The sequence below is a fragment of the Brumimicrobium oceani genome, assembly GCF_003143775.1.
Lineage (GTDB): Bacteria > Bacteroidota > Bacteroidia > Flavobacteriales_D > Crocinitomicaceae > Brumimicrobium > Brumimicrobium oceani.
The window spans coordinates 85974-98843 of sequence record NZ_QFRJ01000008.1 but is presented as its reverse complement, the minus strand read 5'-3'; the positions used below and the strand labels follow the sequence as shown (position 1 = coordinate 98843).

Annotated in this window: 8 protein-coding genes; all 8 read left to right on the top strand. The window is 35.4% G+C overall.

Annotated elements, in window-relative coordinates:
• The first annotated feature begins 2 nt into the window (after positions 1-2).
• The 8 genes from rnc (at position 3) to infB (ending at position 12594) form a co-directional block, all read left to right on the top strand.
• Positions 3-725: a ribonuclease III gene (rnc, locus tag DIT68_RS10940; protein WP_158276171.1), complete on the top strand. Its 723-nt coding sequence runs from the start codon at positions 3-5 to the stop codon at positions 723-725.
• Between the two features lie 130 nt (positions 726-855).
• On the top strand, positions 856-2979 hold the full coding sequence (locus DIT68_RS10935) for a M48 family metallopeptidase (RefSeq protein WP_109359845.1): 2124 nt from the start codon (positions 856-858) through the stop codon (positions 2977-2979).
• A gap of 5 nt (positions 2980-2984) precedes the next feature.
• On the top strand, positions 2985-3878 hold the full coding sequence (locus tag DIT68_RS10930; RefSeq protein WP_146194194.1) for a hypothetical protein: 894 nt from the start codon (positions 2985-2987) through the stop codon (positions 3876-3878).
• 38 nt (positions 3879-3916) lie between these two features.
• Positions 3917-5386 (top strand): hypothetical protein, encoded by a 1470-nt coding sequence (locus DIT68_RS10925; protein WP_109359843.1) that lies wholly within the window; start codon positions 3917-3919, stop codon positions 5384-5386.
• A gap of 9 nt (positions 5387-5395) precedes the next feature.
• Entirely contained in the window at positions 5396-7510 is a 2115-nt protein-coding gene (locus tag DIT68_RS10920) for a M48 family metallopeptidase (protein ID WP_109359842.1), read from the top strand.
• Positions 7511-7891: 381 nt separating this feature from the next.
• Positions 7892-8374, top strand: coding sequence for a ribosome assembly cofactor RimP (gene rimP / locus DIT68_RS10915; RefSeq protein WP_109359841.1), 483 nt, complete (start codon positions 7892-7894; stop codon positions 8372-8374).
• 4 nt (positions 8375-8378) lie between these two features.
• On the top strand, positions 8379-9614 hold the full coding sequence (nusA, locus tag DIT68_RS10910) for a transcription termination factor NusA (protein WP_109359840.1): 1236 nt from the start codon (positions 8379-8381) through the stop codon (positions 9612-9614).
• A gap of 67 nt (positions 9615-9681) precedes the next feature.
• Positions 9682-12594 carry a translation initiation factor IF-2 gene (infB, locus tag DIT68_RS10905; RefSeq protein ID WP_109359839.1) on the top strand — a complete coding sequence of 971 codons (2913 nt, stop codon included), beginning with the start codon at positions 9682-9684 and terminating at the stop codon, positions 12592-12594.
• The last annotated feature ends 276 nt before the right edge of the window (positions 12595-12870 follow it).

Sequence of the window (12870 nt, the reverse complement as noted above, 5' to 3'; positions counted from 1 at the left end):
TTTTGAGGCGACTATTTTCATTCCGTTCTAGTCCCAAAAGCAAAAATGACCTCAAGTTAATTAGGTTTGTCATTAAGAAATTTGGCTATAGACCTAAAAAGCTAGTACTTTTTAAAATCGCATTAACGCACAAGTCTATTTCGAACACTTCGGATAAACTTATCTCTAACGAACGTTTAGAATTTCTTGGAGATACCATTCTTGATGCAATTATAGCCGACTTTCTTTTTCACAAATTTCCGAATGAAGATGAAGGTTATTTAACAAAAGTGAAATCGAAAATGGTAAGCAGGAAAACTCTTACAGCCATTGCACAATCTATGGGTGTTTCTGAACACATTGTTTACCAAACAGGCAGAAGCATAAGACTAGCTACGCTAGAAGGAAATGCATTCGAGGCATTAATAGGTGCAATATATCTTGACGGAGGATATGAAGCTGCCAAGAAATCTATTTTTCACTCAGTGCTGAGAACACACCTAGATTTACCTACATTATTAGAGAAAGAAATTGACTTTAAAAGCAAACTCTATATTTGGTCTCAGAAAAGTAGGCTAGATATTGAATTTAAGCTTATTACTGAAAAATTTGCCGATGGAAAATGGCATTACGAAGTAGAAGTTTACATCAATTCAAACCCTTATGGCAGAGGCACAGGAAATTCGAAAAAAGTTGCGGAACAAGCAGCATCAAAAGAGACCCTGCAATTGATGGGAGCGATTTGATAGAAAGCCCATCTTTAACTTAAGCCACTCTATTTTTCATAAACACCCTCAAAAAGTTATTTAAATAGATAAAAACACCGATAGATTCATAAACTTTTGTTAATTTCAGCGGAAAACACAAAGTTCTACTATGAATTATCCTATCATTAAACCTCTACTTTCTGCAGCTGCGTTATTTTTTTCAGTTTTTGTTTATTCTCAGGAAAACACTTTTTCAAATTTTAAAACTACACAATCTGCGGGAGGAGCACCAAGCATTTTCACAACCACCTTTGAAGATAAAGTAGCGGAAAAAGTTAAAACCACCACCAATATCAGTGATAAGGATAAAAAGCAATATGCCAATTACACCAATTATGCGCTGAATAGCCTTTTGCAATCTGGACTTGTCCTTTACGGTGACCCGATGACTATATTCGTAGATAAAATAGCCAGCAATCTATTAAAGAACGATGAAAAATTAGCAAATGAACTACAGTTTTATGTCATAAAATCAAATATAACTAATGCTCTTTGCACCGATCCCGGAGTCATATTTATCACAACAGGACTACTTTCACAAATCGAAAACGAAGCGCAACTGGCTTATGTTATTGCACATGAAATCGTTCATTATCAAGAGAAACACTTAGAAGAATCTTTCAATAAAAGTAAGGAATCGGAATTAGAATTTTCAACATCTTATGAGGATTTGGTACTCTTATCGAAAGACCATGAATTCGAGGCCGATGCCAAAGCTCTTAAACTCTATCATGCCGCAGGATATTCAGAGAAAGAAATCAACACGGTTTTTGATGTTCTCATGTATTCTTATCTCACTTTCGATGAAGTACCTATTGATAGCAGTTTTTTCGGTAATCCCGACATTTATATTCCGCAGTCTTACTTTCCAGAAAAAGCAAATCCAATTTTAGCTTCTGAGGACTATGACGATAGTAAAAGTACACATCCCAATATCAGAAAAAGAAGAGACGCCATAGAAAAGGAAATCAGAAAATACGACAACTGGAAATCCAATAGTCAATTTTTTGGAACAGAAGAATTTTCAAAAATCCAAAACATCGCACGATTTGAATCTGTAAGAGGAAGTTTGCTGCGTTCAGATTATGTAAAAGCGCTATACGAAATCTACATACTCGAAAAAGCTTTTCCAAATAACCAGTTTTTAGAAAGCAATAAAGCACTCGCATGGCTACTCATGAGTCAAACCACTATTTCAGGCAAGAAGCGATCTTTCATCAATAAAGTAGACGAAAAAGAAGGCGCTATTTCGGTACTATATGGTTTTATCTCAAAACTTTCTAAGGAGGAAATTGCACTATTAGCAGTAAGGCAAATTCAAGATATTCACAAAAAAAATCCAAGTTCGACAAGAATTAAAGAATTTAGAAATGAAGCGATTTCAACCTTGGCCCATTTAAGAAGATTTGAAATTAACGAATTAGAAAAAATTAGTTATTTCGATGCAGTACAACTCAGAGAGGAATATCTTTTGGATACAGCGAAAACTGAAAATAACGACCTAACAGAGGAATCGAAATATGACAAAATTAAAAGAATTAGGGCAGAACAAAGTTCTACAGAAAGCACGCAAGAATTAGTAGATGAAAACTTTTCTTCTTTTCTTCTGTATGATTTAGTAGCAGAACGCGAATTCAACGAAATCTTTGAAAAAGAAGTTGAGAAAATCAAGAACGACAAAATACACCCAATACTATCTAGGAAAGAAAGAAGGCAACAGAGAAAGGCAAAACACCAAAAACTAGACGGCGATGTTATTTTAGTTGCACCACAACTCATTGCAGAAGTGAAAGGCGAATTCAGTCTTAAAAACACCATGTTGTTTTATGAATTAATGTCGGACGAACTCACCAAATACAGTCCAACAAACAGAACCCACAATAAAAACATAGCATTTACAAAAGATTTCACTACGCAAAAATACAATGATGCCTGTTTATTTACTTCCTACTTAATTCAAAAACTGAATCTTAACAATGGCGATTTCAAAGATCAATTTATAGATCATGAGGAGACTCAAGAATTGCTATCAGAATTCAACAATCCCTACCTCGTGATCATTTCTGGCGAAGCAAATAAATCATCGATTTTCAGAAGTAATTTATCAGGAAAAGCGCTTTACATTAATATTTCAACAGGCGAAGTTTTAAGGTCCGATTACTATTCCGTGGCTTTGAAGGTGAGAAGGGCCTCAGTTGGTGGTTTAGCATTCGAAATATTCTCAAAATTTTAATGACAATGAACAAATTACATATATCTCTATTCTCCTTCCTAATGCTGGGCTTTTTTCCTATTGCATTAGGACAAGACAATTACTTCTTTAATCAACGTAATATTTTTTCTGTGAATGCCAGTTTTAATCCCCGCTTAATTCCTATGAATCAAAATGGGAGTTTCAATGATGAAATGGGCGCTTCTAACGCTGGAATTGGACGAGGAACTTACTTCCAAGGTTATAACGAAAACAACGAGCTGGTTTCTGATTTTCAGAACTTTAATCTGATGTTAAATACATCATACATGAGACTCTACAATGCCAACAGAATTGTTGGAGTTGAGTTTAATTATCAGAAACACAACCTCACCATGAATGAAAATGCTGTATTGGAATACAAGTACGATCCTTTCGATGCAGATAAGGATATTGAAGTTCCCTTTGAAATTTCAACACCTGTTTTCAATGTTTATGACGTACAATTTCTTTGGGGAGTTTTTTCGGACGCCACAATTTCTCCTAACAAACATTTATTTACTTGCGGTTTAGGAGTAAGAATGTTTTCATTGGACCAAAAGCAAAATTATCGATTTGACGAAGCAACTCCTTATACCGATTTAGAAAATTACATGGAAGACTACGACAAAATGTACATTTTCACCCGTTTTTCTATGAATTACACCTATCGCATTTTAATCACCAAAAATCTAAGTTTTGATTTAGGCGTTAATTTGAACATAGGCCTCTACCAAGATATGGAAGCTGATGGAGGCTTACCTATGCAATCGGGATATTACTCTGAAGAAAATCCTATAGAATCTCCCGCTTATGCTCGGTATTTCGTTAAAAACAAACTCGGTCACGAAACGTTTTACAATATGATCTATTTTAGGTCAGGACTTTCTTTCGCACTATAATCTGAACAAATAATACAATTTAGAAACACGAATACATTATGAAAAAAATTATCACAATTCTAACGGTTACATTTCTTGCATTTTCAATGAATGCTCAAGAAATAATTTCATCACAAAAAGCAAAAAGAGTAAAAGCCCACAAAGGAGAGGGTTTAATTTATGCAAATGATAATATCTACTTGCAAAAACCAAAAAGTGGTAAAGTCAACATTTTTAAAGACGGACAAAAAGTTGGAAATCATAACTTCAACAAGAAAATTGGAGGTGAACGCACAAAAACAGTCGAAACCATTTATGGTAAACAAGAACTAACGAGAATTTACAGTATAGAAAACGACAAATCCATTGAACTCTACACTCAAAAATACACTTTAGACTATAATCCGATTGGTAATCCGATAAGGTTTGCTGATATTGAAATAGATGCAGCCAATTTCTCCAGTACGGAATACTATGCTGACAACAGCAAGCAAACAGGAAACACATTAATCTCCATTCATCTAAGATATCGAAATGCACCTAGCCAATTAAAACTTTTTCTTTTCGATGAAGATTATCAAGAGTTAAATGCTGTAAATGCTACTGCATCAACAAACTTTAGTCAATTCGAGATTATCGCATCTAAAGTTCTCAGCGACGATAAAGGAGTGTTTTTAGTAAGGGAGTATGAACAATCAGCCTCAGGATACACGATAACAAAAAATATTTTCGCTTCAAACATGATTACTTTTAGTCAAGACGCAGAGCCTACAATCAATCAGATTCTTCCAGATCACAGCAGAATTATTAATTACACAATTAGCGAAAACATTGCAGATGATAAAGTTTTGATTGCCGTTCAATCTATATATGTCAAAAAAGACGATGAAGAACAAAACGATGAAATTGCAAAAAACGTACTGGGTGCTTACACTTACAATTTTAAAACCTCCGAATTAACCAGGAAGTCTTACTCTTTAGATGCTGAAGTTGAAAAAGCCCGAAGAGGACTTGGCTCAATCAGACAAATCATTTTCGACAAAAATGGTTCAAGCTATTTCATATTTACGCATACAACAACTGCCAACAGGATAGATTATGGAGCCAATATAATAAAAATGGATGCCGATGGTAAATATCTATGGGGAAGCCATTTACTAAGAAAAGATGTTTCTGGTACAAAATATAACCTTAGTGGACAATTCATATATGTTAATGATCAAAATGACTTAGAGCTTATTTTCAACAGCAAGAAAAATGTATTTAAAAAAGGAGAATATAAACCCAAAGACAGCAATGGAATATGGTTTTTTCATAAAATGGATGTAGGTAAAAAAATCATCCCTATCAAAGCCACATTCCATTCTGAAACGGGGGAATTAGAGATCAAGAGAATCTTTGAGAAAGAAAATGTGAATTCAATTAGTTATAAAAATGCAATTGAAACCAATGAATCTGGCGTTTATTATGCGATTCATAATATAGGAGGAAAAACTTTTGTATCTTTAATCGATTTCAAAAGAAAATAAATACCCCGAATGAAACTTCAACATTTTAAAATATTCATCACCTTACTCTTTATCAATCCTGCGCTTGTTTTGGCGCAGGATGATTTTTTTACAGATTTCAACACCACCCAAGCAGAAGGAAAAGCACCTACTCTTTTCACCACTTCCTTTAGTGATAAAGTTGCCCTTGGAATTGAAAACGCCAGATTCATTGATAAGGAAAGTAAAGAAGAATATGCCAAGTACACCAATTATGCGCTAAACAATCTACTAAAAACAGGATTGGTCTTGTATGGCGACCCAATGACAAAATACGTTGAAAAGGTAGCCGCTAACTTACTAAAAAATGAAGCCCGACTAAGACGTGATTTACAGTTCTACGTCATTACAACGAATATAACTAACGCCTTGTGCACAGATCCCGGTGTGATATTCATAACCACAGGTCTGCTCTCTCAAATTGAAAACGAGGCTCAATTGGCTTATGTATTGTCTCACGAAATTGTACATTATCAGAAAAAACATCTTCAAAAATCTTATTCGCAGTCCAAAGCAGGCGAAATAGATCCAACAAGTAGCTATGAGGACCTTGTAACGCTTTCAAAAGACCATGAATTTGAAGCAGATAAAGATGCTTTAAAACTTTATCATGCCGCAGGATACGCTGCCGAAGAAGTAAATACTGTTTTTGATGTCTTAATGTATTCTTACCTCCCTTTTGATGAAATAATCATAGACAGCTCCTTTTTTGGTAATCCTAAAATTTACATTCCTCTGTCTTTGTTTCCAGAAAATCCCAATCCAATTTTAGCATTTGAAGATTATGATGATTCAAAAAGTACTCACCCCAACATTCGTAAAAGAAGAGCTGCCATTGAAAAGGAAATAAAAAATTACAAAGACTGGAAAAACAACATTAACTTCATAAACGATGAAGAGTTTAAAACCATCCAAAACATCGCCAGATTTGAGTCTGTTCGCGAGAATTTACTCAAGTCAGAATTCATAAAAGCACTTTATGAAATTTACATTTTAGAAAAACAATTTCCCGGCAATAAATATCTACAGATGAGTAAAGCCCTAGCTTGGGCTTCCCTTAACCAGATTTCTGTAAGCCGAAAATTGAACAGAATTACACAAGATTATGAAAATAAAGAAGGTTCCATTTCCCTATTGTACGGATTTTTCAAAAACATAAGTCAAGATGATTTGACACTATTAAGTTTAAGACAAATTGAAGACATTTATAAACAATATCCCAACTCTAAAAGACTTGAAGAGATAAGAACGGAAACCATTTCCACTTTAGCCCGCTCTCGAAATTTCAGAATTGACGAATTAGAAAACATCAGTTTCTATGATGCGCTAGAACAAATAAATCAACAGAGCGACTCAAGCTCAACGAAAACAGAAAATGAAGAGAAAACGACCGAAACGAAATATGACAGAATAAGAAGAATGCGTGAGCAACAAAGTGTAGGGAGCTCCAAATCAGAACTCACTCAAGAAAACTATGCAAAGTTTCTCTTATATGACTTAGTGAAAAACGGTGAATTTCATGAGGTATATAATGACGAAAAACAAAAACACAGCAAGAGAAAAGTAGTCCGATACAATAACGAATCCTCCTTAGAATCCATCGAAAACGTAAGGCAAAGCGACATTATTCTTTTAGCCCCAGTCCTAACAGCAGAATACAAAGAAAAATTTGACCTAGAAGCCACTCTTCAATTTACTGACTATTTAGGTGAAGGAATAAATAAGCATGCACCAAAGGGAAGACTCAAAAACACAGGAATTGCAATCAGCGAGGACTTTTCTACAGAAAAATATAATGAATCGGCACTAATAAATTCATTTCTAATTCAAAGCATTAATAATCACCATAAAGACTTAAAAACCCTGTGGGTAGATTACGAGCAAATGAAGGAATTACTGAACACCTACAACGATCCCTACCTAATGATAATTTATGGGAATTATTACTACAACAAATCCACCGATAAAGCCGTAACTGGTTCAGCAAGATATATCCATATTTCAACGGGAGAAATCTTTAGTTCGCGCGCCTATGATTCCAGACATAAACTGGGTAAATTATCTGTAGAGGGCTTAGCTCATTTAGTTTTCTCTTATTTTGATTAATCTTAAAATGCTTATCGGGAACTTTACCAGTTGTTTAATATACTACAATAAAAAGTACTCTCTTTAACCAGGTCAGATCATTACAGAGTTGAAAACATTGATTTTCAACTGGTTGGAAATAGAAATTTGCGAAGGATCTTGTTAGTTTACCGCTGAATCACATTATGGTTGGGTTAGATATATTTAATGGTAAAGTATCGGATAGGCATTAATTTTAATAAAAGAGAGGCAAATTAAGACGTCTACTTGAAGCTTATCCTACTGACATCTAACCCAATAAAAAAATAATATTGTTTTTCAGAATATTTTAATTACATTTGCACTGTTTTATATAGAAATTTAATAGAACGAGGGGACAATTTGTCCCCTCTTTTTGTAAGTATGCTGAAGAAGAAAATCATAGAAGAACTCGCACTTGAGAGAATAAATGAGCTAGATAAAGGCTTGTTTATTGTAGAGATAACCATCTCCTCAAGCAACGTTATTCAAGTAGAGTTAGACGTAGAAAACGGAAATGTTGCCATTAACGACTGTGTTTCTGTTTCCCGAAATATTGAACACAACTTAGATAGAGAGGAACAGGACTTCGAACTTTCTGTTTCCTCAGCTGGGCTGGATAAACCATTTCGTGTTTTACAACAGTACACTAAAAACATCGGTAACGAAGTAAAGGTGCAGCTGAAAGAAAAAAACAATACGATTGAAGGAGTTTTAACACACGCTGACGAAAAGGGAATAAAACTGGAAACCACTACAAAAGAGCGTGTTGAAGGGAAAAAGAAAAAAGAAATTATTGTTCGAGAGCATGAATTTACTTTCGATGAGATAAAAGAAACAAAAATTGTAATATCATTTAAAAAATGAAATAATGAATAGTATGAACTTAATAGAAGTTTTCACTGAATTCAAAGAATTTAAAAGTATTGATAGACAGACAATGATGCGTGTTTTAGAAGACGTATTTCGTTCTATCTTGAAGAAAAAATACGGAACAGACGAGCACTGTGATGTTATTATTAATATTGACAAGGGTGACTTCGAGATTTGGGTAAACAAAGAAATTGTTCCAGATGGAGAGGTTGAAGACCCAAATATAGAAATCGCATATTCTCAAGCAGTAAAAATCGAACCAGATTTTGAAGTTGGGGAAGATGTTTCTGAAGAAATTAAATTTGAAGATTTTGGAAGAAGAAATATTCTTTCATTGCGCCAAAACTTGATTTCTCGAATTTTAGAATTAGAGAAAGATCAACTATACAAAATATACAAAGACCGTATTGGAGATATCATCACTGGTGAGGTTTACCAAGTATGGAAAAAAGAAATCCTTATTTTGGATGACGATGGAAATGAATTGATTTTACCAAAATCAGAGCAAATCCCATCAGATTACTTCAAAAAAGGAGAACCTGTTCGTGCGGTTGTGGCGAAAGTAGATATGAGAAACAGTACTCCTGTGATTATCCTTTCTCGTTCTGCTCCAGAATTCTTAGAGCGTTTATTTGAATTGGAAGTACCAGAGGTATTCGACGGTTTAATAACAATTAAGAAAATTGTTCGTGTTCCAGGAGAGCGTGCTAAAGTTGCGGTAGAATCTTACGATGACAGAATTGACCCAGTTGGAGCTTGCGTAGGGATGAAAGGATCTCGTATTCACGGAATTGTTCGTGAATTGCGCAATGAAAATATTGATGTAATTAATTACACAAACAACATGCAGTTGTATATTCAACGTGCACTTTCACCAGCCAAAATCACTTCAGTTGAATTACTTGAAGAAGAAGAGCGTGCAAACGTATACCTTAAAAATGATCAAGTTTCTTTGGCGATTGGTAAAGGAGGATTCAATATCAAGTTGGCAAGTCGCTTAACAGGATATGAAATAGATGTATACAGAGAAGGTGCAGAGGATGTTGAAGATGTTGACTTGGAAGAGTTTGCAGATGAAATCGACAGCTGGATTATAGATGAATTGAAAGCCATTGGTTGCGATTCAGCTAAATCAGTACTTGAGTTAGAGGTGTCTGAATTAATAAAAAGAACTGACCTTGAAGAGGAAACTATTCGAGAAGTCTTTAAGATTTTAGAGTCAGAGTTTGAATAGATTCAATACAAACCTTAACTTAGGGCATTTAATAAAGAATTATAGATTAATAGGAAGGACGTAATATATGGCCGGTAAAGTAAAAAGATTAAGCAAAGTTGCACGAGAATTAAACGTAGGTATTGCCACGTTAGTAGAGTTCTTGAAAACAAAAGAGATTGAGATAGACTCAAGTCCTAACACAAAGTTAGACCCTGAACACTACGAAATCTTGAGTGTAAAATTTGCTGATGATCAAACGCTGAAGGAAGAAGCGGAGAAAAAAGCGGTAAAACGCGAGAAGAGAAAAACTGTTTCTCTGAAAACTAAAGAGGAAGAAATTTCCAAGGAAGAAGATGATGAAGAAGACATCGTTGTTCCTGTGAAGGAAACTGCTCCTCCAGAAGAACCTGCGAAAAAACCTGAGGTAGCTGAAACTCCAAAAGTGGAGGTGAAAGAAGAGAAGAAAGAAGAACCGGCTCAAGAAGTTGTACCTGAAGAGGTGAAAGTGGAGAAATCCGAGGAAAAAGTCGAGTCCCCTAAAGTTGAAAAAGAGATTGAGAAACCTGTTGAAAAAGAGGATAAAGCTCCGAAATTAATCAAGGAAGAGCCTAAGTCGAAAGACGAGAAAAGCGGTGGACTGAATGTTATCGGAAAAATCGATCTTTCGAATATTGATACACGAACACGTCCTGACAAAAAGAAGAAGGAGAAGAAAAAAGAGGAGAAACCAGCTGCTAAGAAACATGAAAATGTAAAGAAGCACGCACCAAAACCTACACCAGCTCCAGCTCCTGAAAAGAAAGAAGAAACGAAGCCAGTAGCAGAAACACCTGCTCCTAAAAAAGAGGAACAGAAAGTTGAGCTGATTTCTGTATCTAGAAAAAAACTTGCAGGCCCTACTGTAGTTGGTAAAATTGTTTTACCAGAAAAGAAAGAGCCTAAGAAAAAAGAGCACGACAACAAAAGAAAACGTAAACGCATCAAAAAAGTTGATCCTAAGAAATCAGGCGGAAACGCTCCTGCTACCAAAGGACCAAGAACAGATGTGGTGCGTGCCAAAGGTCGAGGGAAGAAAAAACCTGAACCAAGAAAAGAGGTTACAGCAAAAGATATTGAAAAAGAAATCAAGGATACTTTAGCACGTTTATCTGGAGGAGGGAAATCCAAAGGAGCAAAAAACAGACGAGCGAAGAGAGATTCTTATGCAGAAAAGCGTGAAAAAGAATTAGAACAAGAAGAAAAAGAACAATCAATATTAAAGCTTACTGAATTCGTTTCAGTTTCAGAATTAGCTTCAATGATGAATGTTGGACCTACTGAAGTAATTTCAGCATGTATGTCCTTAGGTATTTTTGCTTCTATCAATCAACGTTTGGATGCGGAAACAATACAAATTGTAGCTGAAGAATTTGGATTTGAGGCAGAATTCGTTTCTGCTGACGTTCAAGATGCAATTAAAGTTGAAGAAGATAGTCCAGAAGATTTAGTAGATCGTCCACCAATTATTACGGTGATGGGTCACGTTGACCACGGTAAAACTTCTTTACTGGATTACATTCGTAAAGCTAAAATTGCCGACGGTGAGGCAGGAGGAATTACACAGCACATTGGTGCATACTCTGTAAAACTAGATGGAAAACAATTAACTTTCCTTGATACTCCAGGTCACGAAGCCTTTACTGCGATGAGAGCACGTGGTGCGCAAGTTACAGACGTTGCCATTATTATTGTAGCAGCTGATGATGATGTGATGCCACAAACAAAAGAGGCGATTTCTCACGCCCAAGCAGCGGAAGTTCCTATGGTATTCGCAATCAATAAGATCGATAAGCCAGGAGCAAATCCAGATAAAATTAAAGAACAACTTTCTACAATGAACATTCTTGTTGAAGAATGGGGTGGAAAATATCAATGTCAAGAAATCTCTGCCAAACATGGTAAGAACATAGATGAATTACTTGAAAAAGTAATCTTAGAAGCAGATTTACTTGAATTAAAAGCTAATCCGAACAAAAATGCAGTGGGAACTGTACTAGAATCTTCTCTTGATAAAGGAAAAGGTTATGTAACTAACATGCTTGTAGAAGCAGGTACATTGAGGATTGGAGACATTATCTTAGCCGGTAAACACACAGGAAGAGTTCGTGCAATGTTGAATGAAAAAGGTAAAAACCTTGATGTTGCTCCTCCGTCTACACCTATATCTATTTTAGGTATTAATGGTGCACCAAGTGCGGGAGACAAGTTCTACATTATGAATGATGAACGTGAAGCACGAAATATTGCAACAAGAAGAGAGCAATTATATAGAGAACAAGGTCTTCGTACACAAAAACACATTACCCTGGATGAAATTGGTCGTCGTTTAGCGATTGGAGATTTTAAGGAATTAAATGTTATTGTGAAAGGTGATGTGGATGGTTCTATTGAGGCCTTATCTGATTCATTGTTGAAATTGTCAACTGAAGAAATTCAAGTGAATATTGTTCACAAAGCTGTAGGTGCAATTACCGAAGCCGATGTGAATTTAGCCTCTGCTTCTGATGCGATTATCATTGGTTTCCAAGTTAGGCCAACCGTTACCGCTAAGAAATTGGCAGATGATGAACAAATCGACATCAGATTGTACTCTGTAATCTACAAAGCAATCGACGAATTGAAATCTGCAATGGAAGGGATGCTATCTCCAGACATTAAGGAAGAAATCGTGGGTACTGCCGAAGTAAGAGAAACATTCGATATTACGAAAGTAGGTACAATCGCAGGTTGTTATGTAACTTCTGGTTATATCCAACGTAGCTCTAACATCCGTTTAATTAGAGACGGAATTGTAGTTCACGAAGGAAAACTAGGTTCATTGAAACGATTCAAAGACGACGTAAAAGAAGTGAAAAACAACTACGAATGTGGACTGAACATTGACAAGTTCAACGACATTAAAGTAGGCGATATCATTGAAGCTTACGAAGAAAAAGAGGTTGCAAGAAAATTAAAATAAGAGTTCAAGCTCAAAATATTACAAGCTGTTCCAATTTTTGGAGCAGCTTTTTTTTGCTGGGAATTTTACCGCTGAGGCGCGGAGGTTTACGCATAGGTCGCACAGAAGAAAAAAAAGAAGTATGAGTTTGTGCTGTATTAACTTAAATGCCTATCCGATACTTTACCAGTAAATACATCTAATCAATTATGTGATTAAGCGGTGAACCGACAAGATCCTTCGCAAATTTCTATTTTCAACAAATTGAAAAATAAATTTTCTTCAGGATGACATTAG

Excerpts from the sequence above, each read along its gene's own strand:
- DIT68_RS10935 (WP_109359845.1), top strand. The coding sequence starts at position 856 with ATGAATTATCCTATCATTAAACCTCTACTTTCTGCAGCTGCGTTATTT.
- DIT68_RS10930 (WP_146194194.1), top strand. The coding sequence starts at position 2,985 with ATGAACAAATTACATATATCTCTATTCTCCTTCCTAATGCTGGGCTTT.
- DIT68_RS10925 (WP_109359843.1), top strand. The coding sequence starts at position 3,917 with ATGAAAAAAATTATCACAATTCTAACGGTTACATTTCTTGCATTTTCA.
- DIT68_RS10920 (WP_109359842.1), top strand. The coding sequence starts at position 5,396 with ATGAAACTTCAACATTTTAAAATATTCATCACCTTACTCTTTATCAAT.
- rimP (WP_109359841.1), top strand. The coding sequence starts at position 7,892 with ATGCTGAAGAAGAAAATCATAGAAGAACTCGCACTTGAGAGAATAAAT.
- nusA (WP_109359840.1), top strand. The coding sequence starts at position 8,379 with ATGAATAGTATGAACTTAATAGAAGTTTTCACTGAATTCAAAGAATTT.
- infB (WP_109359839.1), top strand. The coding sequence starts at position 9,682 with ATGGCCGGTAAAGTAAAAAGATTAAGCAAAGTTGCACGAGAATTAAAC.